Annotated in this window: 23 protein-coding genes; 11 read left to right on the top strand and 12 right to left on the bottom strand. The window is 62.8% G+C overall.

The window, feature by feature from the left end:
• A partial coding sequence (locus F758_RS0126975; RefSeq protein ID WP_024510802.1) for an amidohydrolase family protein occupies positions 1-1,184 on the bottom strand: 1,184 nt, incomplete at its 3' end.
• A 92-nt stretch (positions 1,185-1,276) separates the two neighbouring features.
• Here F758_RS0126975 and F758_RS0126970 point away from each other — a divergent pair.
• Positions 1,277-1,600: a YqfO family protein gene (locus F758_RS0126970; RefSeq protein ID WP_024510801.1), complete on the top strand. Its 324-nt coding sequence runs from the start codon at positions 1,277-1,279 to the stop codon at positions 1,598-1,600.
• Between the two features lie 79 nt (positions 1,601-1,679).
• Here the strand turns inward: F758_RS0126970 and F758_RS0126965 are convergent, their stop codons facing one another.
• The 3 genes from F758_RS0126965 to F758_RS0126955 form a co-directional block, all read right to left on the bottom strand.
• A complete protein-coding gene (locus F758_RS0126965) occupies positions 1,680-1,979 on the bottom strand; it encodes an HU family DNA-binding protein (protein WP_024510800.1) in 300 nt (99 codons plus the stop codon).
• Between the two features lie 193 nt (positions 1,980-2,172).
• A complete protein-coding gene (locus F758_RS0126960) occupies positions 2,173-2,412 on the bottom strand; it encodes a hypothetical protein (protein WP_024510799.1) in 240 nt (79 codons plus the stop codon).
• 107 nt (positions 2,413-2,519) lie between these two features.
• The gene (locus tag F758_RS0126955; protein ID WP_024510798.1) at positions 2,520-3,014 is read right to left on the bottom strand and encodes an Hsp20/alpha crystallin family protein; all 495 of its coding nucleotides are present in this window, start codon (positions 3,012-3,014) and stop codon (positions 2,520-2,522) included.
• Between the two features lie 810 nt (positions 3,015-3,824).
• Here F758_RS0126955 and F758_RS0126950 point away from each other — a divergent pair.
• From F758_RS0126950 to F758_RS0126940, 3 genes are all read left to right on the top strand, one after another.
• Positions 3,825-5,618 (top strand): peptide ABC transporter substrate-binding protein, encoded by a 1,794-nt coding sequence (locus tag F758_RS0126950; protein ID WP_024510797.1) that lies wholly within the window; start codon positions 3,825-3,827, stop codon positions 5,616-5,618.
• Between the two features lie 113 nt (positions 5,619-5,731).
• Positions 5,732-6,691 (top strand): ABC transporter permease, encoded by a 960-nt coding sequence (locus tag F758_RS0126945; RefSeq protein WP_024510796.1) that lies wholly within the window; start codon positions 5,732-5,734, stop codon positions 6,689-6,691.
• Positions 6,657-7,598 (top strand): ABC transporter permease, encoded by a 942-nt coding sequence (locus F758_RS0126940; protein WP_024510795.1) that lies wholly within the window; start codon positions 6,657-6,659, stop codon positions 7,596-7,598. Before F758_RS0126945 ends, F758_RS0126940 begins: the two co-directional genes overlap by 35 nt.
• 98 nt (positions 7,599-7,696) lie before the next feature.
• On the opposite strand, the gene F758_RS0126935 is transcribed toward F758_RS0126940, so the two are convergent.
• From F758_RS0126935 to F758_RS0126920, 4 genes are all read right to left on the bottom strand, one after another.
• Positions 7,697-10,084, bottom strand: a complete 2,388-nt coding sequence (locus F758_RS0126935) for a membrane-bound PQQ-dependent dehydrogenase, glucose/quinate/shikimate family (protein ID WP_024510794.1) — start codon at positions 10,082-10,084, stop codon at positions 7,697-7,699.
• A gap of 188 nt (positions 10,085-10,272) precedes the next feature.
• Positions 10,273-11,679, bottom strand: coding sequence for a dihydropyrimidinase (gene hydA / locus F758_RS0126930; RefSeq protein ID WP_024510793.1), 1,407 nt, complete (start codon positions 11,677-11,679; stop codon positions 10,273-10,275).
• A 33-nt stretch (positions 11,680-11,712) separates the two neighbouring features.
• Positions 11,713-12,477, bottom strand: coding sequence for an aspartate/glutamate racemase family protein (locus tag F758_RS0126925; protein WP_024510792.1), 765 nt, complete (start codon positions 12,475-12,477; stop codon positions 11,713-11,715).
• 11 nt (positions 12,478-12,488) lie between these two features.
• Positions 12,489-13,163, bottom strand: a complete 675-nt coding sequence (locus tag F758_RS0126920) for a GntR family transcriptional regulator (protein ID WP_349543370.1) — start codon at positions 13,161-13,163, stop codon at positions 12,489-12,491.
• A 335-nt stretch (positions 13,164-13,498) separates the two neighbouring features.
• Here F758_RS0126920 and F758_RS0126915 point away from each other — a divergent pair, with 335 nt between their 5' ends.
• From F758_RS0126915 to F758_RS0126900, 4 genes are all read left to right on the top strand, one after another.
• Positions 13,499-14,452, top strand: a complete 954-nt coding sequence (locus F758_RS0126915) for an ABC transporter substrate-binding protein (protein ID WP_051387057.1) — start codon at positions 13,499-13,501, stop codon at positions 14,450-14,452.
• A complete protein-coding gene (locus F758_RS0126910) occupies positions 14,436-15,281 on the top strand; it encodes an ABC transporter permease (RefSeq protein ID WP_035723174.1) in 846 nt (281 codons plus the stop codon). The genes F758_RS0126915 and F758_RS0126910 overlap by 17 nt, the downstream gene beginning before the upstream one ends.
• Before the next feature lie 4 nt (positions 15,282-15,285).
• On the top strand, positions 15,286-16,056 hold the full coding sequence (locus F758_RS0126905) for an ABC transporter ATP-binding protein (RefSeq protein ID WP_024510788.1): 771 nt from the start codon (positions 15,286-15,288) through the stop codon (positions 16,054-16,056).
• 244 nt (positions 16,057-16,300) lie between these two features.
• Positions 16,301-17,029 carry a maleate cis-trans isomerase family protein gene (locus F758_RS0126900; RefSeq protein WP_024510787.1) on the top strand — a complete coding sequence of 243 codons (729 nt, stop codon included), beginning with the start codon at positions 16,301-16,303 and terminating at the stop codon, positions 17,027-17,029.
• A 98-nt stretch (positions 17,030-17,127) separates the two neighbouring features.
• Here F758_RS0126900 and F758_RS0126895 read toward each other — a convergent pair whose 3' ends face one another.
• Entirely contained in the window at positions 17,128-18,336 is a 1,209-nt protein-coding gene (locus F758_RS0126895) for a cytochrome P450 (protein ID WP_024510786.1), read from the bottom strand.
• Between the two features lie 223 nt (positions 18,337-18,559).
• Here F758_RS0126895 and F758_RS0126890 point away from each other — a divergent pair, with 223 nt between their 5' ends.
• On the top strand, positions 18,560-19,180 hold the full coding sequence (locus F758_RS0126890; RefSeq protein WP_024510785.1) for a TadE/TadG family type IV pilus assembly protein: 621 nt from the start codon (positions 18,560-18,562) through the stop codon (positions 19,178-19,180).
• A gap of 315 nt (positions 19,181-19,495) precedes the next feature.
• Here F758_RS0126890 and F758_RS44635 read toward each other — a convergent pair whose 3' ends face one another.
• Positions 19,496-20,851: a TadE/TadG family type IV pilus assembly protein gene (locus F758_RS44635; protein WP_035723171.1), complete on the bottom strand. Its 1,356-nt coding sequence runs from the start codon at positions 20,849-20,851 to the stop codon at positions 19,496-19,498.
• Positions 20,852-21,195: 344 nt separating this feature from the next.
• Here F758_RS44635 and F758_RS0126880 point away from each other — a divergent pair, with 344 nt between their 5' ends.
• Both F758_RS0126880 and F758_RS0126875 read left to right on the top strand, forming a co-directional pair.
• The gene (locus tag F758_RS0126880; RefSeq protein ID WP_024510784.1) at positions 21,196-21,765 is read left to right on the top strand and encodes a TadE/TadG family type IV pilus assembly protein; all 570 of its coding nucleotides are present in this window, start codon (positions 21,196-21,198) and stop codon (positions 21,763-21,765) included.
• A 131-nt stretch (positions 21,766-21,896) separates the two neighbouring features.
• Complete coding sequence (locus F758_RS0126875; protein WP_024510783.1) at positions 21,897-22,559, top strand: formyltransferase family protein; 663 nt, start codon at positions 21,897-21,899, stop codon at positions 22,557-22,559.
• A 292-nt stretch (positions 22,560-22,851) separates the two neighbouring features.
• Here F758_RS0126875 and F758_RS0126870 read toward each other — a convergent pair whose 3' ends face one another.
• Together F758_RS0126870 and F758_RS0126865 are read right to left on the bottom strand one after the other, a co-directional pair.
• The gene (locus F758_RS0126870; protein ID WP_024510782.1) at positions 22,852-24,582 is read right to left on the bottom strand and encodes a thiamine pyrophosphate-binding protein; all 1,731 of its coding nucleotides are present in this window, start codon (positions 24,580-24,582) and stop codon (positions 22,852-22,854) included.
• 9 nt (positions 24,583-24,591) lie between these two features.
• Positions 24,592-26,217, bottom strand: coding sequence for an FAD-binding dehydrogenase (locus F758_RS0126865; RefSeq protein ID WP_024510781.1), 1,626 nt, complete (start codon positions 26,215-26,217; stop codon positions 24,592-24,594).
• Between the last annotated feature and the right edge of the window lie 84 nt (positions 26,218-26,301).

Genomic DNA, 26,301 nt, shown 5'->3' with positions numbered 1-26,301 from the left:
CTGACGACGAGGCGCGGCGGCTCGTGGAAGCGAAGCGCGTCGGCGACATCGGACTGATGGAGGACCACCAGATTGGCCTCGCAGCCGGCTTCCAGGCCGTATCGCCCGAGGTTGATGGCTTTGGCNGCACGCGTCGTGATCATCTCGTGCAAAGCCTCGATCTCGCGCCGTTTGGTCATCCACAGCAGGTGCGAGGCCAGGAAGGCGACCTCCAGCATGTTGTTTCTGCCGAACGGATAGTACGCGTCCGAGATGTCGTCCTGGCCGAGGCAGACATTGACGCCCGCATTCAGCAATTCCTTGACCCGGGCATGCAGCGGACCCGTATGGGGATCGCTGACGATCGAGACCCGTGCCTGCCGCAACAGCGCGGTCAGTTCGCCGAAATAGGTTGCAGGATAGAGCGCCATCGCACGACAATGGTGCGCGAGCGCGCGGCCCTCGAACCCGCGCGGGATCGCCGCTCGCGCCATCATGTCCAAGGTCCGCATATCAGGATCACCGACATCGTCGAGCAGCATCGAGATATCCGCATTGAACTCGGCAGCGAGATCGAAGCAGAATTCGATGTGCTTGCGCTGATCGGTCTCACTCGTCTCGATCCAGGGGATGCCGCCGACGACATCGGCGCCAATCGCCATCGCCTCGCGCATCAAGGCCTCGGTGCCCGGCTCGCGCAGGATTCCGTCCTGCGCGAAAGCAACGACCTGGATGTCGACGATACCGCGAAATTCGTCGCGGACCGCGAGCAGCGCTTTCACACCCTCCAGCCGCGCCTTGCTGTCGACATCGGCAAAGGCGCGGACATGGAGATTGCCGTGGAGCGCTGCCAGCGCCATGGCGCGCCGCGCATTCGGAATGATCCAGGACGTGTCGTACTTGGCCTTGACCGCGGCGGCGAGATCGATCGCCTTTGCCGCCTCGCTCATGCCGGCGCCCTGATACGCCTCCAGCGCGGCCTCCGACATCATCGGCAGGGTCCAGACCTTGCAGAGGTGCAGATGCGGATTGACATAGGCCGGTGTGACCAGACGGCCCTCGGCGTCGACGATCGCGGGAGCATCGACGGCAAGTCGCTCATTCACAGCGAGAATGACGCCGCCGGAGATCGCAATGTCCACCACGCCATCGGCGCGGCCCAGCAAACGCGCATTTTTGATAATTATGTCGGCCGTTGCGGACATTGTGGTTTGCCTCCAATCGATCGCCGGGGCAAAAGCAAGAAGAATGCCGCCGGCGGCCCGCCGGCAGGGCGATCGCATGCGAGCGGCTTCCGATGAGACAATACAAGATCGTCGTGTTTGTGCCGGCGTCGCACGGAGAGCAGGTGCGCGACGCAATGGCGCAAGCCGGCGCCGGACAGATCGGCAACTACTCCCACTGCTCCTTCACCACCAGAGGGGTCGGCCGCTTCAAACCCAATGCGGGCGCGAACCCCTCGATTGGCGAAGTCGGCAAGCTTGAAGAGGTGGACGAGGAGCGGATCGAGACCGTCTGCACCGAAGAGAGACTGCGCGAAGTTCTGCAGGCTATCCGAAGAGCGCATCCTTATGAGGAGCCCGCGATCGACGTGTATCCGCTGGAGGTGATCTCCGACTAGGACCCGACAGGCTGCAGCGCCAGCCCTCAAACAAAAGGCCCCCATTTCGGGGGCCTTTATTTTAGACTGCGTCCCTATCTTAGACTGCGTCCTTCGCGGCTTTAACCGGCCTTGCCCGGACGATCTTGCGGGCGGGCTTGGCCTTAAACATCATTTCCTCACCGGTAAATGGATTGGTGCCTTTGCGCGCCTTGGTCGCCGGCTTCTTGACGACCACGAACTTCGCGAACCCCGGCACAAGGAAGACCCCGTTCTTCTTGAGCTCCTTGTGACCGACATCGGTCAGCGTATCCAGGACGTTCTTCACGTCGCGCTTGGAAAGTTCGGTTGCCGTCGAGATTCTCTCGAGTAGCTGCGATTTGGACAGTTGGGTAGCCATTGTGTCTCCTCTGATTCGTCCGATGCGATAATAATCGAACCGGCAAAAACCTAGAGCCTTCTACACAGCTTTGTCGCGTTTTTTCCGGGGATTTTCGCGGTTTTTTGCGCGTCACAGCAGATTCAGAGCCTAAATATAGGCCTAAAGGCTACCCGGCAGGCTCCGGCGCCCGTAACTGACGTGCCTCGAAGGCTCAGCCGACCGAGCGTTTGGGCGAGCGTTCGAGCCGCTCCCGGTAGGCTTCAAAGCCCCGCACCAGGTCTTGACCAGGCACCCATTCCCCCCGTTCGTCCATCAGCCCGGCCTCCAGCATGGCCGCGGCGCAAGGCCAATGCAGATCGACCCAAGCGCCGATCTCAGGTTCGGGCATGCCTTCCCGCCTGCAAATGCGCGCGGCCATTTCTCTGGCCAGGGGCTCGATGTTGGAACTCATGCAGGCGGGCCTAGCTGCGACAGGCGTCGATTTCAAGGCGAGCTCCGATGAGCGCAGCATTCCAGGTCGCCCAGGTGACGCGGGAGCACCAGATGCTCCCGCCAGCGTCATTTGTTGATGGTGATGCGCTTCACCTTCGATTCCGCCTGCGGCAGCTTCGGCATGGTGACGGTCAGCACGCCGTTCTTGAACGCGGCAGAGATCTTGTCCTCGTCAACGTCCTCAACCGGAATGCGTCGTTCGAACCGGCCGTAATAGCGCTCGCTGAACAGCCGATCCTTGTCCTCCGTCTCGGTCTTCTTCTCGCCCTTGATCGAAAGCACGCCGTGGGCAAGCTCGACCTTTACGTCTTTCTCGTCCAGTCCCGGCAATTCCGCCGTGACCTTCACGTCCTTGTCGCTCTCGTTGACCTCGATGCTCGGCCAGCCCATCGTGCGATCGAAGAAGCGGTCGCCAAAGGGTGCGAGATCAAATCCGCGGAAGACGTCGTCGAACAGGCGATTCATCTCCCGATGCAGGGTGAGGATCGGGTTGTAGTCTTCGTTGCGTCGTACGGCCACGTTGCGGCCGCGGCCCCAGGGAATGAGATCAGTGATTGCCATCATGTTCTCCTTCTCTCGTACAAAGCGTTATGGCTGGCGCCCGCGGCCGCTATGAAAGCCACGCCGCGGACGTATGAAGAGCCAGCGGACTATCTCAGGCCGCCAGCGTCTTCGCGCACGCTAGGTTGGGATTGCAGGACCGGCACAGCGGGACAAGATCAAGGGCGGCCATAACCAAGTTCTCCTTCCGAGCAACATGGTTACGAGCGCGGCGGCACCGTGTCCGGCATCCGTCGACCGAGCCCTTGCAAAGGCGCCCGATGCACGCGGCTGCAAACCAGCGCGCGCACATCAACTTAGAAGCAGCGCTCGCGCTTTCAAGAGCCCCCGGACGTCCTTGCAAAGAAGGATGAGACGGCGCCTACCCGGAAAATACGCGGCCGGAACGAGTATGGAGCTTTGATGTTCTTAGCTCTGCTGCCGCCAGGCCGGCAGCACAAAGGCGACAACCGGAGAAGCGCCCCCCGGAGCACCCGCAGACTGGTTGCATACGGAGGACGGAATGAGAATTGCGCAGATTGCTTCGCTGGTCGAGAGCGTGCCGCCGCGGCTCGACGGCGGAACGGAGTGTGTCGTTTCCCACCTGACCGAGTAGTTGGTCAGGCAAGGCCACCAGGCGACGCTGTTCGCGAGCGGAAATCCATGACCGCGGCCGAGTTGCGGCGCGGCAGAGCGTTCGGCTTTTGGCCTATGAGTTGGCCCGGATTCTGCTTTGACAGGCCCCGTCGAAGCTGATCCACTTTCGCCCCGCTCCAAGCTCAAGCATGGAGACACGATGTGACGATCAAGCACCACCGTGGAGCCAATCCGATGAACGAGCGGGAACTTCGAAACCTGATCGCGAAGGTTAAGGACGGGCGCCTGTCGCGGCGCACCTTCGTGCGCAGCATGGTTGCCCTCGGCCTCACTGCGCCGATGGCCGGCATGATGTTGAGCCAATCAGGGGTGGCAATGGCCGAGCCGTCGATCACCTACAAGCCGCCGAAGGCCGGCGGCGGCGGTCCGCTCAAGCTGCTGCTCTGGCAGGCGCCGACCTTGCTCAATCCGCATTTTGCGGTGGGAACCAAGGACCAGGAAGCATGCCGCCTGTTCTACGAACCGTTGGCCGGGTGGGACAAGGACGGCAATCTCGTGCCGATCCTTGCCGCCGAGATCCCGGGCAAGGAGAACGACGGATTAGCCGAGGACGGTCTGTCGGTCGTCTGGAAGCTGAAGCGCGGCGTCAAGTGGCATGACGGCGCGCCCTTTACCGCCGACGATGTCGTGTTCAACTGGGAATATGCGAAAAATCCGGAGACCGCCGCCGTCTCCATCGGCAGCTACAAGGATATCAAGCTGGTCGAGAAGGTCGACGACCATACGGTGCGTGTGACTTTCGCGCAGCCGACTCCGTTCTGGGCCGACGCCTTTGTCGCTTCCTACGGCATGATCATCCCCAAACATCTGTTCGCGGATTATGCGGGGAGCAAATCGCGGGATGCGCCGACCAATCTGAAGCCGGTTGGCACCGGCCCCTATCTGTTCTCCGATTTCAAGCCGGGCGACAGCGTCTCGGGCAAACGCAATCCCGACTACCACCAGGCGGGCCGGCCCTATTTCGACACAGTCGAAATCAAGGGCGGCGGCGATGCCGTCTCGGCGGCTCGGGCCGTGCTGCAGACCGGCGAATATGACTATGGCTGGAACATGCAGGTCGAGGACGAGATCCTGCTGAAACTGGAAAACGGCGGCCAGGGCAGGATCTCGATCGTTCCCACCGGCAACATCGAATATATCGCACTCAACGTCACTGATCCGAATGTCGAGGTGGACGGCGAGCGTGCCAGCATCAAAACCAGGCATCCGCTGTTCTCTGATCCGGCCGTGCGCGAAGCCATCAACCTGCTGATCGATCGCGCCTCGGTGCAGAAATTCATCTATGGCCGCGCCGGCATCGCCACGGCCAACTTCCTCAACAACCCCGAACGCTTCCGCTCAAAAAACACCAAGTTCGAGTTCAATATCGAGAAGGCCAATCAAATCCTGGAGGCCGCCGGCTGGAAGAAGGGCTCGGACGGCATTCGCGCCAAGGACGGCAAGCAGCTCAAATTCGCGTTCCAGACCTCGATCAATTCGCCCCGGCAAAAGAACCAGGCCATCGTCAAGCAGGCTTGCCGGAAGGCCGGCATCGACGTCGAGCTGAAATCGATTGTCGCCTCAGTGTTCTTCTCCTCCGATACTGCCAATCCCGACACCTACTCGCATTTCTACTGCGATGCCCAGATGTATCAGACCACAATGCCGCAGGCCGACCCGCAGTTCTTCATGAATCAATTCACCTCCTGGGAGGTGGCGACCAAGGAAAACAAATGGCAGGGCCGCAATATCTCGCGCTGGCAAAACAAGGAGTATGATGACCTCTTCCGTCAGGCCCAGAGCGAACTTGATCCGGTGAAGCGCGCGGCGATCTTCATCAAGATGAACGACCTCGTCGTCGGCGATCACTACATCCTGCCGGAAATCAACCGCCCGCGACCGACCGCGCTGAAGAACGGCATGGTGGTGCACGAGAGCGGGTGGGACAATGATCTCTGGCAGATCGCGAATTGGTATCGCGAAGCATAAAGCGGATGAATTTTGGCTCGATCGGTCCGCCCGCGAACTCATTCCACCTTTCCCCGGCGGGGAGAGGTAAAGCGCCGCCGCGATAGCTCGATCCAATCTCACTAGGGGAAGTGATGGGAAACTATCTCCTCAGGCGACTTGTCATCGCGCTTCCCAGCCTGGTCGGCATCAGTCTCATACTGTTCGTGCTGCTCGCACTCGCCCCGGGCGATCCGTTCGGCGAGCTTGCGAGCAATCCGAACATTCCGCCGGAGGTGCGGGAAGCGCTCCGAGTGAAATTCGGGATCGATGATCCCATTCTCGTCCGCTACTTCCATTGGTTGGCGGCGATGCTGCATGGCGACTGGGGCTTTTCCTTTGCCAGCCGCGTCGATGTCGACCAACTCGTCCTGCAGCGCATTCCCACGACGCTCTACGTTGTCGGCACGGCGCAGCTTCTGGCACTTGCGGTGGCGCTGCCGGTTGGCGTCTATGCGGCGATGCGGCCCTACTCGATCTTCGACCAGCTCGCCAATACCGTCGCCTTCATCGGCTTTTCGCTGCCGACATTCTTCACCGGCCTGCTTTTGATCCTGATCTTTTCCGTCAATCTGGGCTGGCTGCCTTTCGTCTATCGTGCCGATATTTCTGCCACCGGCTGGCATTGGTATTGGGAGTATTTCAAGCAGGCGATCATGCCGATCGCCGTGCTTGGGCTGTTCCAGGCCGCCTCCTACACGCGCTATGTACGATCCGCCGTACTCGACGTGATCAGGCTGGATTACGTCATGGCGGCGCGCGCCAAGGGCATCGGCGAAGCCAAGGTCCTCATCAAGCACGTGCTGCGCAATGCGCTGATCCCGGTGGTGACGCTGGTGGCACTGCAGATGCCCAGTGTGTTCGGTGGCGCCATCGTCACGGAGCAGATCTTCCGCATTCCCGGCATCGGTTCGCTCCTGATCAGCGCGATCCTCGCCAACGACACGCCTGTCATCATGGCGGTCACTTTCGTGTTCGCCTGCCTCGTCGTTGTCTTCAACCTGCTCGCCGATATCATCTATGGTTGGCTTGACCCACGCATCTCCTACGGCTGAGGCGACCGCCCCGGCCGCGACGCGCGAGCCGCGCTTCTCGCCGGGCCGTGACGCTTTCCGGCGCTTCTGGCGGCATCGCCTCGCGGCGGCCAGCGTCGTTGTCCTGGCACTGCTCGCGCTCTCGATCATTGTCGGGCCATTCCTCTGGCGCATTCCGATCAATGACATCGACTTTACGGCGCGCTTGAGCGCGCCCTCCTGGGAGCACCCGTTCGGCACCGACGATCTCGGCCAGGACCTATTGGCCCGGATGCTCTACGGCGGACGGATCTCGCTTGCCGTCGGTTTTGCCGCGATGGCGGTGGCCATGATTGCCGGCACCATCATCGGCGCCATTGCCGGCATGTCGCGCGGCGCGATCGATGCCGCGCTGATGTGGATCACGGACCTGTTCCTGTCACTGCCGCAATTGCCGTTGCTATTGCTGGTGATCTATCTGTTTCGCGATTTCCTCAAGGGCCTGGTTGGCCCGGAAGGCGGCGTCTTCATCATGATCGTGCTGGTGATCGGCGCCTTTCGCTGGATGCCAGTGGCCCGCCTGGTGCGGGCGCAGTTCCTCTCCCTGCGCGAGGCGGAGTTCGTCGAAGCTGCCCGCGCGCTCGGTGCCTCCGATCTCAGGCTGGTGATCAGGCATATCCTGCCCAATGCGCTGGGACCGGTGATCGTCGCCGGCACCATCGACGTGGCGGCGGCGATCATCGCGGAGTCGACGCTGTCGTTCCTGGGCCTCGGCTTTCCGCCTGACATCCCGACGTGGGGCCGCCTGCTCTACGATGCCAAGGATTATCTCGACATCGCGCCGCACTGGGCCCTGTTCGCGGGCGGTGCAATCTTTCTCACCGTCATCGCCATCAACTTCATCGGCGACGGCCTGCGCGATGCGCTCGATCCGCGCAAGGTGATGTGATGTCAGCTCGTAGATGGGTTGAGCAACGCGAAACCCACCCTTTCTCTCACCAGCATTTTGATGGGTTTCGCTTTCGCTGAATCCATCCTATATGCGCTTCAAGGCAACGCGTAAGCCCGCACGTAATCGCCCAGCTTCGTGCCAAACGAGCCGTGGCCGCCGTCGACGGTGACGACATATTGCTTGCCGCCGACCTCATAGGTCATTGGCGTCGATTGGCCGCCGGCCGGGAGCCGGTCTTGCCATAACAGCTTGCCATCATTGACGTCGAAGGCGCGGATGTAATCGTCCATGGTGCCCGTGAGAAACGCCACGCCGCCCGCGGTGACGATGGGGCCGCCCAGCATGGGCACGCCGAGCCTGAACGGCAGCGGCAGTGGCGCCTCGTCGCGGATGGTTCCGACGCGGTGCTGCCAGACGATCTTGTTGGTCTTCAAGTCGAGCGCCGCGAGGCTGCCCCAAGGCGGCGCCATGCAGGGAATGCCGAGCGGCGACAGGAAAACGCCGAGATCGACGCCATAAGGCGTGCCGTACATCGGCTGCACGCCGAGCTCCGTACCCGGCGGGTGCGCGGAATTCGGTGCGGCAGGATTGTTCTCGCCGCGCGGCACAAGCCGCGAAACGAACGGCACCGATTGCGGATTGGCGATGGCGATTGCGCGCTTTGGGTCGACCGCAATGCCGCCCCATTCGAACATGCCGAAATCGCCGGGATAGACCAGCGTCCCCTGCTCCGATGGCGGTGTGAATGGACCCTCGTAACGCAGCCGCTTGAATTTGACGCGGCACATCAACTGGTCGAACATCGTGCTGCCCCACATCTGCGCCTCGGTGAGCTTCTCGCGCGGGCGGAAGCTCAAGTCCGAGAACGGCTGCGTCGGTGCGACGTGATCGCCGGGCGCGGCGCCCTGCGGGACCGGCTTTTCCGGCGCCGGCACCAAGAGGCGCCCGTCGCGGCGATCGAGCACGAAGATATTTCCGGTCTTCGCCGGGATATAGATCGCGGGCGTCACGCCCTGATCGGTGTGCAGGTCGACCAGGCTCGGCTGCGAGGGCATGTCCATGTCCCAGAGATCGTGATGCACGTTCTGGAACGACCAGCGCAGTTTTCCAGTCGCGATGTCGAGCGCCACCAGCGCCGAGTCGTAGCGCTCCTTATCCGGCGTGCGGTTGCCGGCCCAGATATCAGGCGAACTCGAACCGAGCGGCTCATAGACCAGGCCGAGGTTTTCGTCGACGGAAGCAACTGTCCAGGAGTTCGGTGATCCCGGGACGAAGTGGTGGGTCGCGGACGGCATCTCGTTGGGATCGGGATTACCGGCATCGAATACCCAGATCAGCTTGCCGGAATAGATGTCGAAGCCGCGGATGGCGCCGGAAGGCACGCGGTCGGAATAATTATCGATCACGGCGCCTGCCACGATCAGGATCTTGTCAGTAACGACCGGCGGCGAGGTCCCTTCGTAGAAGCCGAGCGTCTTGATCTCGTTGCCCTCTTTCAGATCGATCTGGCCGTGCTCGCCAAAGCCGTCGCAAGGCTTGCCGGTTTCGGCATCCAGGGCAAACAGCCTGCCATCGTTGGTCGGCAGAAAAATACGCTTTGGGCATTCGCTCGGCGCCGGTGCGCCGTCGGCGGTCACCGCGCCTGGCTTGGTCTCGTGATAGGCGACGCCGCGGCAGGTCATGTGCTGGAAGGTCTTGTTGTGCTCAATTTGCGGATCGAACTTCCAGCGCAGTTTGCCGGTGGCCGCATCAAGCGCGAACACGATCTGATGCGGCGAGCAGGTGTAGAGGAGATCGCCGACTTTCAGCGGGGTCGCCTCATTGGTGAATTCGTCGGGATCGTCCGGCCCCTTCTTGTCGCCGGTCTCGAACTGCCAGGCGAGCTTCAAATCATTCACATTGTCCTTGGTGATCTGGCCGAGGTCGGAATAGCGCGTGCCGAAGCCGGTGCCGCCATAGGCGGTCCAGTCCGCTTGTGCTGTCGCGGGCTCCGCTGATGGCGGATTGGTCGGGGCAGCATTGGCTTCGGCCGATAAGGTGCCGGCGATGTCGTAGCGGTCGGCGCGTAGCGAAAGACCGAGCGCCACCAGCGCCAAGGCGAGCACGCCACCGAGCGCAAGTCTGCCGAGACGAGCGCCGGGCGCGAGATGCGAGGTGATGAACGGCAGCAACAGCCAGACCCCGAGCGGGACGAGAATGTCGCCGCGCGGCGCCAGGGACCAGAAGTCGAAACCGACCTCGGAAATGGCCCAGGCCATCGTTCCCAATAGCAGCGCCGCATAGAGCCACAGCGCCTCGGCGCGGCGGATGGACAGTAGCCAGGCGGTGAGCAGCAGGGTAACGCCGGCGATCAGGTAATAAGAGGAGCCCCCCAAGAGCGTCAGCCAGGCACCGCCGGCGACCAGCGCGATGCCCATGATCGCGACCACCACCACAGTCAGCGTGAGCAGCGGCGTGCGCCGTGCCGTCTTCCTATCGGCCATGGTTTCGGCACTCCACGTCCATCAAGCGAAGACGGAACGAAGGACGTGCTAGGAGGTTCCTCGCGGCGCTGGTTTGGCGTGTAGGATGGATCGAGCGAAAGCAAAACCCATTGCGACCGCAGAAGAATGATGGGTTTCGCGGAGCCTGTCATCGGGCGCGCATTCGCGCGACCGGTGGCCCAGCCATCCTATGACTGCTTCGCGAACGGCGAGGCATCGCGGGCGAGATGTTGTCCGGCGCCCCTGCGGCCCACCAGCGCGCCGTCGGCCACGACGATTCCGCCGCGCACGAGCGTCGTGACCGGCCAGCCGGTGACTTGCAGGCCCTCATAGGGCGTGTAGTCGGCGCCGTGATGCAGAACGTTCTGACTGATCGTGGCCTCGCGCGTGGGATCCCAGATCGCGATGTCGGCATCAGCGCCGACTGCAATGGTGCCCTTGCGTGGATAGAGGCCGTAGGTCTTGGCGTGGTTGGTCGAGGACAGCGCGACGAAGCGGTTGAGATCGATGCGGCCCTTCACCACGCCCTCGGAGAACAGGATCGGCAACCGCGTTTCGATGCCGGGAATGCCGTTCGGCACCCAGCGGAAGCTGGTGCGCCCCTTCGGCGCGAGCTTGCCCGTTTCGTCATAGCGGAACGGGCAATGATCGCTGGAGAACACGCTGAACACGCCCTGCTGCAGGCCCTCCCAGCACGCTGCCTGGCTTGCGGCATCACGCGGCGGCGGGCTGCAGACATATTTGGCGCCCTCCATATTGAGGCCTTCCATGTCCTTCTCGGTGAGAACAAGATATTGCGGACAGGTCTCGCCGAACACTTTCAGGCCACGCTGCTGGGCGCGACGGATCTCCTCCATCGCCTCGCGGTTGGAGACGTGAACGATCATCACAGGCACATCGACCAGCTCTGCCAGCGCAATGGCGCGGTGCGTCGCCTCGCGCTCGACCGGAATGGGGCGCGAGGTGCCGTGGAAATGCGGGGCGGTCTGCCCTGCCCGCTCGAGCCGATCGGTGAAAAAGCGGATGGCGTCGAAATTCTCGGCGTGCACCATCATCAGCGCCTGCGTTTCGCGCGCAACTGCCATCACGTCGAGGATCTGCCGATCACTCAACGCGAGGTCCTCGTAGGTCATGAACACCTTGAAAGAGGTGTAGCCGTCCTTGATCAGCGCAGGGAGTTCCTGGCCCAGCACCTGGTCGGTGGGATCGGAGATGATGAGATGGAAGCTGACGTCGATATAACAATTGCCCTCGGCCTTGGCGTGATAGTCCTTGACCGCCTGGCGCAGGCTCTGGCCGCGCTCCTGCAAGCAGAACGGAAGCACCGTGGTGTTGCCGCCGAAGGCGGCGGCGCGCGTCGCGCTTTCGAAATCGTCGGCCATGACGATGCCGGGCCCGCTCGGCTGGGAGATGTGCACGTGGCTATCGATGCCGCCGGGCAGCACCAGGCGACCGCTGGCATCGATGATCTCTTTGGCATCGCCGAGATCATGGCCTAGCGCGGCGACGCGCCCGTTCCTGATGCCGACATCGCAAGCGAAGGTGTCGGAGGCTGTCGCCACAGTGCCGCCGCGGATGATGGTGTCGAATGTCATGTCCTGATCCACCCTGTTGTGAGCATAAGCCGATCATTCGGCGGCGGAGGCGATGTCGCGATGCTCGATCCAGGCCGCGAGCTTGTCGGGAAGGCCCCGTGTCGGCTTGGCAGCCGGCCGCCGGAACGCGCCCGCGACCGCCTTGCGAGGGCTTAGCGTCACCAGCGCCTCCGCCTGCTTGACGGCGGCGGCGATGGGATCGACCAGCGGCACGGCCACGCGCTCGCGGACGCGGGATGCCAGTCCCGCAAGTGGCGCCCCGCCGAGAATGACCACCTCGGCCTCATCCTCGTTCACCGCCTTGTTGGCGAGCGCCACGAGCAGCTCTTCCTTCTCCTCCTGCACCTCGGCAATCGAGGCAAACGACTGCTCAAGGGCACGCACGGCGCAGCAGCGCTCACCTAGCCCGTGCATCTCGACGCAATCGCGGTACCAGCCGGTCAAGGCCGCGGTGAAGGTGATGATGGCAAAGCGCCGACCGAGCAGGCACGCGGTCAGCATCGCCGCTTCCGACATGCCGATCACGGGAATGTCGAATAATTCGCGCGCGCCGAACAGGCCGGGATCGCCGAACGCCGCGATGATCGCCGCATCCGCTTCGCCGTGATGTTCGGCCAACATCTCGATCGCAATGGCGCCGCCGATCTGCGCTTCCGCGCGCGTTGCGAGATAGGGAACCCCGCGGCTCGCCGTCAAAGGCACCAGCTCGGTCCCGGGAGATGCCACCGTGCGCGCGGCAGCGGTGAGCAGCCCCGTGACGGGTTCGGTGGTATTGGGGTTCAAGATCAAGATTCGCATATTGCGTCCTCTCACGCCGCCGCGGTGTTGGCCCGCGACCGCGCATCGGTGGCCAACGCCTGCACCACCTCCCGGCCGGTATTCATGACGTGCTTGGCGAGCAGCCGGCCGGCGGCCTCCGCGTCGCGCGCCTCCAGCGCGGCAAGAATCCCGCGATGCTCCTGCACCGATTCGTCCCAGCGCCGTCGCGAGCCCAGCGCCGAATAGCGCGCCCATTCGGCACGCGCGATCAGCCGCGCATGGGTCTCGCTGAGCAACGGATTGCGCGCGCCGCTCATGATCGCCTGATGCAGCGCCTGATTGAGCTTGAAATAGGGATCGATGTCGTTATCCGCGAAATGGCGCTCCATCTCCTCCTGCATAGTGGCGAGCTGCGCGATTTCGGCCGCACTCATGCGCGCTGCGGCAAGCTCGGCCCCGTGGCGCTCGATTCCGCTGAGTGCCTCGAACAGGTTGACGATCTCCTCGGAGTTCATCACCGCGACGCGGGCGCTGCGGTTCTGACGCAATTCCACGAGACCGTCGGCCGCGAGCAGCTTCAGTGCCTCACGGAGCGGCGTGCGCGACAGTCCGAGCAACGCGCACAGCTCGGCCTCAATGAGCTCCGTCCCCTGTGCGAGCTCGCCGAAAATGATGAGTCTGCGCAGCCGCTCGACGGCGCGCTCGTGCAAGGATACCCGGCGCAAGCGCAAGCTCTGGCCGAATGCTTGATCGATGCTGCTTTTGCGCGGACGGCCGCGTTTCCTCGGTTGTTGCTCCAAAACCTATTCCTCCGAAGTCTCATCTATTGCAGGAAGAGACGCGGTTTTCTCGCCTTTATTATAGACAAAACATGTTTGTTTCATAGTCACTTGGCACAAATTGTATGCAGCATTCAAAAAATCCTTGCGGGTGCATTTTTCTCCTGCGAGGCTCGCACGCGACACCGGTTCTACCCACGCTCGTTTGGAGGTTCTTAATCGTGCGAAAGAAGCTCTCCGCCGCCTTCGCTTTTGCCCTTGTCGCAGGCCTGCTCGGCGCAATGCCTGAGCGCTCCTGGGCGGACGGCGCGCCGATCAAGCTCGGCTATGCCAAATGCGCGCATTGCCTGCCGATGGCACTGACACCAGGGCTCGCGCAAGGCGTGAGCATCGAGGCCACCGGCTTCAATTCCGGCAACGATGTGCTGACCGCGCTGGTCTCGAAGAGCATCGACGTCGCGCAGGTCACCTATCTCCACTATGTCACCGCGCTCGACAAAGGTTTTGATGTCGTCGCCATCTCAGGCGAGGTGAACGGCGGCTCGGAATGCCTCTCCGCGCCGGCACTCAATCTGCCCAAGGGCGACTGGGCAGCCTTCAAGGCGCTGATCGAGAAGGGCAAGGCGGCCGGCTCCCCGCTCAAGGTCGCGGCATCGCGCGGCAACGCGCAGGACATCCACATGCGCGGGGCGTTCGCCAAGCAAGGCATCGACGTCAACAAGGACGTACAGTTCGTCAACATTCCCAACCCCTCCGACCACATCGCCGCACTCCGGCGCGGTGAGATCGACATGGTCTGCTCGGTCGAGCCGTTCGCCTCCCAGATCCGCGCGGCCGGCGCGGGCAATTCCTTTGTACTGCCCTACGACCAAGCCGCCGGAAACCTGACCAACATCATCGTGACCCGGTCCGACGTGATCGCCGCGCGCCGCGCCGACGTTCAGGCAACGGTTGCGGCCGTGGTCGCCATGGTCGACAAGATCAAGGCCGATAGAAGCGTGTGGGCCGGTGTGATCGTCAAGCAGACGGGACTGGACAAGACAATCGCCGAAGCCGCGCTCGACAATGCCTTCCCGGATTATGCCATCCACAAGCCGGAGACGATCGCGATCGCGAAGATGATGAAGGATCTGAAATATGTCGCGACCGATGTGACGGCGCTGATTGACAAGACCACCGACTATTCCTTCCTCCAAGCCGCGACGAAGAGGTCGAAGAATGAGCTCGGCTATTGAGCTGACCGGGCGTATCGCCGCGCTCCCGAAACTCGGACGACGGTTCGACCGCATCATCGTCCCGGCGCTGCTGCTCGCGGGCTGGGAAGCCTTCGCGCGTGCGGGCTTTCTGCCGCCAGCGCTGCTGCCGGCGCCAAGCGCCGTGCTGCATGCGCTCGCCGACTGGATCTTTGGCATCGACCAGACCACGCAAAGCTATTCCGCCCACTGGCTGCATGATGCCTATTCCTCCGCCTGGCGCGTGGCCACCGGCTTTGCCATCGCCGCGCTGGCCGGCATTGCGCTCGGCACCACGATCGGCTGGTGGCGCACCGCTGAAGCCACGCTCGAACCGACCTTGCAGATGCTGCGGCCGATCCCGCCGGTGTCCTGGATTCCGCTGGCGATCATCTGGTTCGGCATCGCCGACAAGCCGGCGATCTTCCTCGTCTTCCTCGGCGCGTTCTTCCCGATCCTGATGAACACCATCCATGGGGTAAAGGCCGTCGACCGTAACCTGATCCGGGCCGGGGCGATGATGGGCGCCTCCGAACGGCAGATGCTCTGGCATATCGTGCTGCCGGCCGCGCTGCCCTCCATTTTTGCCGGCTTGCGCATCGCCATCGGCTCGGCCTGGATGCTCACGGTGACCGCCGAAATGGTCGCGGTGAAGAGCGGGCTCGGTTATGTGCTGTGGGATTCCTATTACTTCCTGCGCTACGACATCGTGCTGGCGGCGATGATCTCGATCGGCGTGCTCGGCTTCGCCTCCGATCTCCTGATCAAGCAGCTCATGAACGCGGTGCTGCACTGGCAGAAGGCGACGACCGTCGCCGGGCGTGGAGGCTAGGGCGATGGCCGAGATCAGCATCGAAGGGATCAGCAAGACCTTCCACGACAAATCGCGCGGCCGGGACGTCGCGGCGCTCGACGATATCAATCTCTCGATCGCCAGCAATGACTTCGTTTGCCTGCTCGGCCCCTCCGGCTGCGGCAAGTCCACCCTGCTCAACATCATCGCCGGTTTCGAGAAGCCGACGCGCGGTCGCGTCAGCGTCGATGGCAAGTTCGTCGAAACCCCCGGCGCCGACCGGGGCGTGGTGTTTCAGCAGCCGACCTTGATGCCATGGCTGACAGTATCGGAAAACATCGCCTTCCACCTCAAGCTCAAGGGCGTCGGCAAGGCCGAGCGGCGCGAGCGGGCACAAGCGTTCATCGACCTCGTCGGGCTGAAGGGATTTGAGGCGCACTACCCGGCCGAATTGTCCGGCGGCATGAACCAGCGGGTCGGGATTGCTCGTGCGCTGATCATGAATCCGCGGGTCATCCTCATGGACGAGCCCTTCGCTGCGCTCGATGCGCAAACAAAGAGTGAGATGCAGGAAGAGCTGGTCGGCATCTGGCAGCGGCACCGCGGCACCATCGTGTTCGTGACTCACAGCGTCGACGAGGCGCTGGTGCTCGGCAACAAGATCGTGGTGATGACGCGACGGCCCGGGCGCATCCGCGATCTCGTCGAGTTCGACTTGCCGCGTCCGCGCGACGTGACGGGAGCGGAATTCAACGATATGAAGCGCTACGTGCTGAACCTGATCAAAGAGGTCGCCACCAAGGAAGCGGCGTGAGGGCGTGTAAAGCCGCGGTGTCAAACCGTCATCCAGAGGCGCGAGCCACCGGTCCGCGCGAAGCGCGGCCCGATGACAGGCTCCACGAGCCTCGAAGCATGAACGGCCCCACTGCGGCATCTGGGCCGTCGTCCCTCGAGGCTCGCTTCGCGAGCACCGTCAAGGTGACGGTGATAGAGGGGAAGTCCGCTCGACCCAACACCATCGTGCTTCGACGCTGTACAATTGCTGATAGGATGCTCCCATGCCCCCTCCCGTGCGCCTTGGCATGCTGACGCCGTCGTCCAACACCGTGCTGGAGCCGATGACGGCGGCGATGCTCGCGGGTGTTCCGGACGTGACCGCGCATTTCTCCCGCTTTCGCGTCACCGAAATTGCGCTGTCGCATCAGGCGCTGCAGCAGTTCGACGATACCGAATTGCTCCGTGCGGCCGAACTGCTGGCCCACGCCAAAGTCGATGTCATCGCCTGGAACGGCACCTCGGCCGCGTGGCTCGGCTTTGATCGCGACGAGCATTTATGCGAGCGCATCCGCGCCGCGACCGGCATTACCGCCTGCACCTCGGTCCTTGCTTTCCGCGATGTGTTTGAGCGAACCGGCGCCAAGCGCGTCGGCCTGGTAACGCCCTATCTGGACGACGTGCAAAGCAAGATCATGGCCAATTGGTCGGCCGCGGGTTTTGCCTGCACGGCGGAGCGGCATCTCGGCTTGCAGGACAATTTCTCCTTTGCGACCGTGACCCCTGAGGAGATTGCCGCGATGGCACGCGCGGTGGCAGCGGAGGGATGCGATGCGGTCGCCATCGTCTGCACCAATATGCGCGGAGCGCCGATCGTGCCCAGGCTGGAGAGCGAGCTCGGCGTGCCCGTCTACGACTCCGTGGCTGTGACGCTCTATCAGAGCCTGCGCCTCGCCGGATGCGATCCGCGCGCCATCCAGGGCTGGGGCAGCCTGTTTTCTAGAGCGCGATGAGATCAAGTTTGAATCGTCATCGCGATCTAAGCTTTTTGTTTGAGCATGATCTTTACGGAAAACCGCTGCACACTTTTTCCGGATCATGCTCTCGCTGATCACGCCCTTGCCGAGACCGGCAACTTAGCGATCGCCCGCAGGCCCGGCTGACGGCGCCAGCGGATGTCTGCCGGCTTTGCCGCCAGCCGCAGCTTCGGCCAGCGGGTGAACAGCGCCTGCAGGGCGGCCTGCGCCTCGATGCGCGCAAGCTGATGGCCGAGACAAAAATGAATCCCAGTGCCGAACGCGAGATGCCGGTTCGGCCGGCGCGACAGGTCAAGCTGCTCCGGATGTTCGTTCGCGGCCGGATCGAGGTTCGCGGCGACGATCATGGCCATGACCTTGTCGCCTTTCTTCAGGCGCACGCCTTCGAGCTCGAGGTCCTGGCGCACGTAGCGCGGCTTGGAGAATTGCACCGGCGAGACGAAACGCAGGAATTCTTCGATGGCGAGATGCAGCCGGCTCCAATCGGCCGCGAGCCAATCCCGCCGCGACGGATCCTTCAAGAGCTCGAACACGGAGCCGCTGATCAGATGCGCGGTCGTATCCGATCCCGCAACGAGCAGCAGGAACAGCATGGACACCAGCTCGTTGGCGCTGATGCCGCCGCCCTCACCTTCCACCCGCACCAGCTCGGCGATCAGCCCTTCGCCGCCTTGCGCGCGCGCAAATGCCAGCCGCTGCTCGAAATAGCGGCGCATCTTCTTGACCACCGAAATCAGACGAAAGAAGCTGATCGGGCCGGTGAGCCGCGACCGCGCATTGGCCCAGGCAATGAATTGCGGCCGATCTTCTTGCGGCAGGCCGAGCAGCTCGCAAATCACCGACAGCGGCAGGATGCGCGCAAAGCGCGCCACCACATCCGCCGGCTCGCCGTCTGCGAACAGCCCATCGGCCAGCCGATCGGCAATGGCGCGGATGTGCGGCTCCATGTCTAGCACCGCGCGACGGCGAAAGGCTTCATCCACGATGCCGCGTAGCCGCGTATGGTCCGGCTCGTCGGTGGTGAGCATGTTGTTGGCGAGCACCGTGATGGACGACGGCATCCACCAGCGCAGCCCGGCGACCGCGCCGTCGTCCTTGCGCAAGGTAAAATTCGCCGAATCCTTCAGGACCTTGGCGGTTGCCTCGTGGGTCGTGGTGACCCAGACCCGGCCCGTGATCGGAAAATAGCTCGCAACCACCGGGGCGGTTGCACGCAGCCGCGCAATGGCCGCGCCCGGATCACGAAAAAACGCCTCGCTTGCGAAATCGACGCGGCTCTCCATCGGCCCGCTCCCGAACCACCAGCCCGCACAGCGAACATGGGATGCACGGATGCCGACGCAAGAGGCGGAACCGCTGCTTTGCGGGGTTGCCCAGCGAAAGGCCTTGAACCATGCCAAACGATTCACGCCTGGATCACCCCGAGAGTCTGAGCAAGGGTTAAACCTTGCTTAAGCCCGAGGCTGCATAGTCCGGCCAGATCTTGGTTGAGCCGGGGCAACTACGATGAATGGCAAGACGAAGAGCTGGCAGCGCATGTCGCTTCTCGTGACGCGTCTGGTGCGTGACGGCAGCGGGATCGCCGCGACAGAATTTGCCGTTATCGCTCCGATCATGCTTGTGCTGTTCTTCGGGCTAGTCGAAATCACCAACGGCATTAGCGCATACCGCAAGGTCTCGATCACGGCGCACGCGATCTCGGACCTGACTTCTCAATCGTCATCGCTCAACGATACTGATCTGAACAATTTCTTTTGCGCCTCGAGCGCGATTATGTCCCCCTTTGTTACGCCGACAAGCCCGTGCCCTCCCTCACCGAGCGCCGTGAAACAGTCCATCCTCGAATTGTGGGTCAATTCGTCGCTACAGGCCCGCGTGCAATGGGCCAAGAACAGTGACGGCTCGACGCCCCTCGCCGCTGGAACGATCGTATCCATTCCCAGCTCGCTCCAGGTCGCCAATACCTACATCATCTACTCGAGCGTCACCTACACCTACGTGCCGGCTGTGGGCTACGTCATGAACAAGAGCGGCGTCACCTTGACCGACTCTAGTTACACGCGCCCGCGCCAGTCGCTATGCGTCCAATATAACGTGACCGCGAACTCAGCCTGCCCTCAGAAGTAAGGTCGTGACTTCGACATCCTGTCATTCCGGGGTGCCGCGGAAACGACGAGCCCGGAATACATAACTACACAGTAATTTGGATTCCGCGCTCCTTCGCTCCGCTCGGGCCGCGGAATGACGGGATGAACCGTCAGAGACATAACACTAGCCGTTCATTTTACGCGCCTGACGAGGCATTCGGGCGCGGTCCACCATTGACGAACCGGCTACTAAACTTGATTGAGTTAGCAAAAGCGCGATCCGCTATGCACAGATGCGGGCAGCCAACCTCCTCACTTGTGCAGGCTGCGCCTCGCCGTTCGCGCGGTTCGCGGCCTACTTGGCCACGCGCAACTGGGATATCTGGGTGCCGATCGCCGCGAATGCCGTCGCGATCTGGTTCGGGTTGGTGAGCATATAGAAGTTGCCGGCCGATGACGCGCAGTACGGCAGCACCGCCGACTGTCCGGCGCCATCGGTATCGATCTGGACGGTGTAGATCGTCGTGTTGGTCTGCTTGATCGCGTCGCACAGGGCTTTCATCCGCGTGTCGACCTGAGTGGAGGTACTGGAGCCGTTGCCGTACCAGCGGTCGGCGGTGTTCAATCCGTCCGTAAACAGCACGATGACGTGCTGATAGACCTTGGTGGGGTCTTCGGCAGGCGCGTTCAGCGGCGCCTGCTGCAGCAGCGATAGCCAGCCCCACTGCAAGCCGATGGTCTGGTTGGTGGCGCCGTTAGCGGTCATCGAGTTGATGGTGCTGGTGACGCTGGACCAATTGTAGGTCAACGGCAAGAGCGCTGCGACTGGGCAGTACCGCTCCTGGTCCGCGGGGAAGTTCGTCGCGGTTGAACTCGGCACCGTGGAGGAGACGTCGTAGCTCTGGTCGCGGTCGCTGACGCAGCCGTTCCACAGCGATGTATCGGAAGTGCTTTGAGTGTCGCCCCAGGTGTAGCCATGGCCAAGGCACTCGGCCTTGGTGAACCACGAGCCGCCGCTACAATAGGTCCCGCCCCAAGAATTGGTGTTGTTTGCATCCCAGAGATCCCACCGCAGCCAGGTAGCACTCTTGTAGGACTTGCCGATGTTGACTTCGACCTCGAAGGGCACCACCGAGATCATGACGTCGCCATTGTTCTGTGCGAGCCCCGACAGTTGGGTGACGAGGTTGTTGGCGGCGGTCTTGAGCGCGCCGATCTTGTTGTAGTCGTTCATCGAGCCGGTGTTGTCGAGGACCAGCGCGACGCGTAGTAGGTTGAAGCCCCAGACAGCGGTGGAGCTCGCGTCGAAACTCATTAGCGGAAACCCGACGACCTGCATGAAATCGGTCTTGATCTGCGCCTTTGCCGTGACCAGCACGGTCGATTTAGTGGTGCCGCTGCCTTGCGTGTAGCTCGCGGTAACCGAGACGTTCTGGGCATCTTTGTTGGTGTAGAGGCCAGAGAAGTAGGCTGGTCCCTTGGTGGGAATCTGGGAAGTAGTGATGACGTTCGAGGCGAGATCCCTGGCGAGCATCAGCGCGGTGGAATCAAGCGCGTTCTGCATCTGGGTGCGCGCGAGAGAGGCGCGCGAATAGTCGACCGCAGCGCCGACGGCGACGAGCATTGGCAGGATCGCGATGGCGAAGATGACGGCGAGATTGCCCTCCTCCGCGCGTGCGAACTCTACGAAGGCCGATCGGATTCGGGACATGGCGGGTCACCTCTGTCGGGTTTTCGTCCGGGCGGTATAGGCCACGAATGGTCGAAGGGATATTAATGGTATCGGAGAGTCGCGAGCGGCCGGTTGCGCCGCGGGTGCAGAAATAGAATCCCTGGTAAACGCGCTCTTTCGGATTAGTCGCTAAGTTTCAGATTCGCCGCGGCCGTGCACGAGCGTCATTGAACGCGCGGGCCGGCGGCCAGGATGAGTCAGGTTAATGTTTTGACAACCCAATGCTTGGGATTCGAACTATCACGTGAAACATTTCGACAATGAGTTTCGGCTAATCCAATGGCTCGCGCGAGCAAGATCGCCCGTCAAACCGAGGATTGCCGATGCCATCAGCCGCCACATGCGCCGTTTCGCATCGCCAGCTACTGCGCCGCTTTCGGCGCAGCCGCAGAGGATCGGCCGCACTGGAGTTCGCGCTGGTCGCTCCGGTGTTCTTCGCGCTACTGTTTGCGACCATCGAGGCCGGCACCATGTTTCTTGCAGGGCAGTTGCTGGAGACGATCACACAGGATTCAGCGCGGATGATCCAGACGGGACAGGCACAGACCGCATCCTACACACAATCGCAATTCGCATCCTACGTCTGCAGCCAAGTGCCGGCGCTCTTCACTTGCGGTGGCATCTCCATCGACGTCGAAAGCTATCCTTCATTCTCGAGCATCGTGATCAACAATCCGATCGACAGCAGCGGCAATTTCCAGGGCGGCAACATGCAATACAACCCCGGCGGCGCCTGCGACATCGTGGTGGTCCGGTTGTTCTATCAATGGCCGCTGTTCGTGACCGGACTTGGCTGGAATCCCTCAAATCTGGCCGGCAACAAGAGACTGCTGACCGCGACCGCCGCTTTCAGAAACGAGCCATACAGCGGATCGGCTTGCGCCACAATTTGAAGCCTCTTTTTTAAACGAGGCGCCTTGAAAGGGACAGCTTGGTCGCGTCTTGCGGCCCATGGTTGACGCGATCTTTACACCCGCGTGCGACATTTTGACTCGAAGATGAGTTCTGCGCGCCCGGAGTGCCGATGTTCGACAGCATCATTCTCGTCACGGAGCCGCCCGAGCAAATGGCGCTGGAGGCCGTGTTGCGCGAGCACAATCCCGTGCTCACCATTCATGCCGTAGCAACACCGGACCAATTCGCGGAATTCGATGAAGCGACCCTGGCGCGAAGCCGCCTGCTTGCTTTCGCGACGACGGTGATCGTGCCGGCGCACGTGCTCAACGGTCTCGGCTTTGGCGCCTATAACTTCCATCCCGGCCCGCCGCGCTATCCCGGATGGGCGCCGGCCCATTTCGCGCTGTACGAAGAAGCCAGCGAATTCGGCGTGACCGTGCATGAGATGGCGGAGCGCGTGGACTCGGGTCCGATTTTGAACGTGGTGCGGTTTCCGATCCCTTCGGACATCGACGTGCTCGGCCTCGAAGGACTCGCTTATGCGCACCTGGCGCGGCTGTTCTGGAATCTGGCGGAGCGGCTGGCCTGCGATCCCGCGCCGTTGCCGGTCTCCGAGCTGCAGTGGAACGGCACCAAATATTCGCGACGCGTCTACCGCTCGATCTGCGATATCCCGCTCGACATCACCAAGGAGGACCTCGAGCGGCGCCTGCGCGTGTTCGGCGGCAATCATTTCGGCATGGCACCGACCATTCGCCTGCACGGCGTGGAATTTCGCGCCGTGATGTGATCGCGATTCACCACCCCGGCCTTAAGCCGGCGGCCCAGATGATGGACAATCGTTCTGTCATTAGCCGGAGCTTGACTGTGTCGGCCCGACACGAACTCCCAACAATGACCGTCACCCTGAGATGCTCGCGACAGCCAGCCTCGAAGGGCGACGGCCCGGCTGTTGCAGCGGGGCCGTTCATCCCAGCTCGTGGAGCCTGTCATCGGGCCGCGCTTCGCGCGGACCCGCCGGCTCGCACCTCAAGATGACGGATCGGGATTGACGTTCCGCTTCAGTCCCGAGCGATCACGTTCTAACCCACCACGTGCCGCACCGCCGCCCGCGCCAGGAAGCGGAGCTTCTCGTTCAGGGGGAAGCGCCCGAAATTGGTCTTCACTGCACCCAGCGTAAAGGCGGTGCGCTTGGAATAATCGATGCGGACTGCAACAATCACGGGACGGCCCGCGTTGGCAATTTCCCGTGCCTTGGCGATGGCGCCCACAATTTCGTTGTTATCGTTCATCGGCACATAGGCCGCGCCGGTTGCGAGCGCGACGCCCTCGATGTTCAGCTTGCCGATGGTCGTGCAGGGCTTGCGCCCATAGGGAATGGCCTGGGCCTGCCCGATCTGCGCGAGCTCGCCGTCGTTGAAGACGTAATAGACGATGCCGAGGCCGTTGGAGACGGCAGTCAGGATCTCCATGCAGGTCATCATGAACGCGCCATCGCCCACGATCGCCTGCACGGAGCGGTCAGGGAATGCGAGCTTGGCGCCGATCGCCGCTGGCACCGCATAGCCCATGCAGTTGAAGTCGGTCGGCAGGATCACGCTTTTCGGAGCGTGGATAGGCATCAGCTCGGCCGTGAGAAAGGTGTGATTGCCGTCATCGATGGCGAGAATGCCGTCGTCGGACATCTGGCGCCGCAATTCGTCAAAGAAGCGCACGGGATTGACGAGGCCATTCGCATCGTGGCGATACCAGCTCTCGCGATAGGCGGCCTTGTGCTTCCTGATCTGCTCGCGCAGCGCGCCCTGAGCGCGCCCGGCCCCTTTTCCCTGCAGCGCCTCCAAGAGCTGCCTCAACACGGCGCATGCATCGCCGGCGAGCGCGACCTTGGCCGGATAATTGGCGTTGAAGACGTCAGGGTTGATGTCGATATGGATCAGGTTCTCCGGCACGCTAGCGCCATAGCTGCCGGTTGCGATCTCGGCAAAACGGGTGCCGATTGCAACCATGGCATCGCAGCCCTTGAAGGCATTTTGCGCGGCCGGTACAGCCGACGCACCGAAACCAAAGCCCGTGTGCAGCGGATGGTTTCCAGGGAAGACCGAAAGACCCTGCAATGTCGTCGCCACCGGCGCCTCCAGCCATTCGGCCAATGCAACCAGCTCGGCCGTCGCGTCGCGGGCGCCCCACCCGGCAAAGATGCCGGGATGTTTGGCGGCCAGCAGCAATTCCGCCGCCCGCGCGATCTCCGCGCCCGCCTCGATCGCCGGCGGCTTTGGCGGCTGAAACTGCGGCAGCTCGCCGATGTCCTCGGTCATCAGAAGAATGTTGACCGGCAATTCCACGAACACCGGGCCCGGCTCGCCGGAGGTCGCGATCGTGTAGGCCTCAAACAGCGTCGGCACGACCTCGTCATGGCGCGTGACCCGAAAGGTCGCCTTGGTCAGGCCGCCCATGAATTTGTGAGTGTCCATCTGGTGCAACTGATAGCGATGGGAGGTGTCGGTGCGCGGGCCGCCCGAGAGCACCAGCATCGGCACGCCGTCGAGGAAGGCTTCGCCGATGCCGCTTGCGGCATGCGTCAACCCCGCGGCCGGTACTACGGTCAGCACGCCGACGGAACCAGTGAGTCGGCCTATGGCATCCGCCATGAACGAGGCACCGCCTTCGTGCGTGACCAGCACCTGCGTGATGCGGTTGGAGTTGTTAAGTGCGTCGTAGAGCTCGGTGGTGTGCACCCCGGGAATGCCGAAGGTGAAGCGCGCGCCGATTTGCTCCAGCGCGTAAACCGTGAGCCACGCTCCCGTTCTCTTCATCTTGTCCCCTCATCCCTTCAGAAAAGACATTCTGCCATCAATCGCGGCCGCCGCAATGCGGCCTGAGAGAATGCAGCCGCCGAGAAAGGTGCCTTCGAGGGCGCGCAGGCCGTGCATGCCGCCGCCGCCGAAGCCTGCGGCCTCGCCGATCGCATACAGTCCCTCGATCGGGCGCCCAATGCCTTCAAGCACCCGGCTCGACAGATCAGTCTGGATGCCGCCGAGGCTCTTGCGGCTGATGATGAATTCACGAACCGCGATCAGCGGCAATGCTTTTGCGTCATTGATTGGCTGGAACTTGCACAGGCGGATGCGGTCGCCGCGATAGTTGCGCAAATGAGCAATGCGGCGGAGCTGTTCGTCGTTCATCAGGCTCTCGCCGCGCGCGATCGTCGCATCATATTGACGCACGGCGTCCTCGATCGCCCCGAGCTCGACCGACTGATCGCCCTGCAGCGCATTCATCTTGCCGACGAGTTCGGGCAGCGAGTTCGCGGTGACGAAATCCTGGCAGTGACCGATCATCTCGTTCACCAGCCAATGATTGCCGAACAGAATGTCGCGCAAGAATCCGATCCGGTTCTTGTCCCGGATCGCCGGGTTGAACTCGGCGCCGGAAATCGCGAGCTCCTTGAGTGCAATCTTCCGGTTCAAGAGCTGCCAGGAGTATTTGCGCTCCTGCCCGCAGATGGCGGTTACCAGTCGGCGCGTGTCGAAACCGGACACGAGCGGCTGCGGGCCGATCCGCTCGCCCCGCCAGTTCAGCCATAGCGCCGAGCGGGGCGGCACCAGCGATAGCCCATGATTGGGCTTGCGGGGCCGCGGATGGTGCACACCGGCCGCATAGTTCCACATCCTGTCCAGATGCGTCAGCACGCCTCCAATCGCCGCCGTCGCGTCATGCAGCCTCCCGTCGGCAAAGCGATGCGAGCCGTTCAAGAGCTCGGCCGGCGGCGCGCCCCAATCACGATTCCAGTTCTGGCGCACTCGTTCCAGATCGCCGTTGATGCCGCCCGAAGCCACCACGACGTGTTCGGCCTCGGCCTCGAACGCCGCGCCGCTCCTCTCGTCGATGCCTGCCGCGCCCTGGATACGGCCGGCCCGCAAGGCGAGCCGCTCGGCGCGGTGGTTGAAGCAAAGCGTGAGCCGGCCGGCGTTCGGGTGCGTCCGCAAGGCCGCGATCAGCGCATCGGCGATGCCCTTGCCGGTGCCCCAGGCGATGTGAAAGCGCGGCACCGAATTGCCCGGGGCGAATTCGCCGCGCTCGACCCAATTGACGACGGGCAGGAAGCTCACGCCATGGCGGCGCACCCACCGATAGACATCAGCGGTACAACGCTCGACATATGCCTCGGCCCAGGCGCGCGGCCAGTGATCGTCAGGCGAAAATTCCGCAAAGCTGCACCAGTCGCGCAGCGCCAGGTCGCGGGAATCCCGAATGCCCTGACGGCGCTGCTCGGGCGAATCGACGAAGAACATGCCGCCAAAGCTTTCGCGCGCAAGCCCGCCGAAGCTGCCCTCCTCGTCGCGGTCGAGCAGCGTCACCGTCTTGCCGCCATCGAGCAGGTCGAGCGCGCATGTGATGCCCGCGATCCCGCCGCCGATAATCAAGACATCGCTCCGATAATGAGGCATGCCCGGCCCCGCTCCCCCTGCTTTGCGCTTCCCTCGGCCTCGCCTTAAGCACTCTTCCGGCACTTCGGCTTCGCCGCCTTGCGC

The sequence above is a fragment of the Bradyrhizobium sp. ARR65 genome, from assembly GCF_000472385.1.
GTDB lineage: Bacteria > Pseudomonadota > Alphaproteobacteria > Rhizobiales > Xanthobacteraceae > Bradyrhizobium.
The sequence above is the reverse complement of the archived record's forward strand: the minus strand, read 5'-3'. Positions and strand labels throughout refer to the sequence as shown.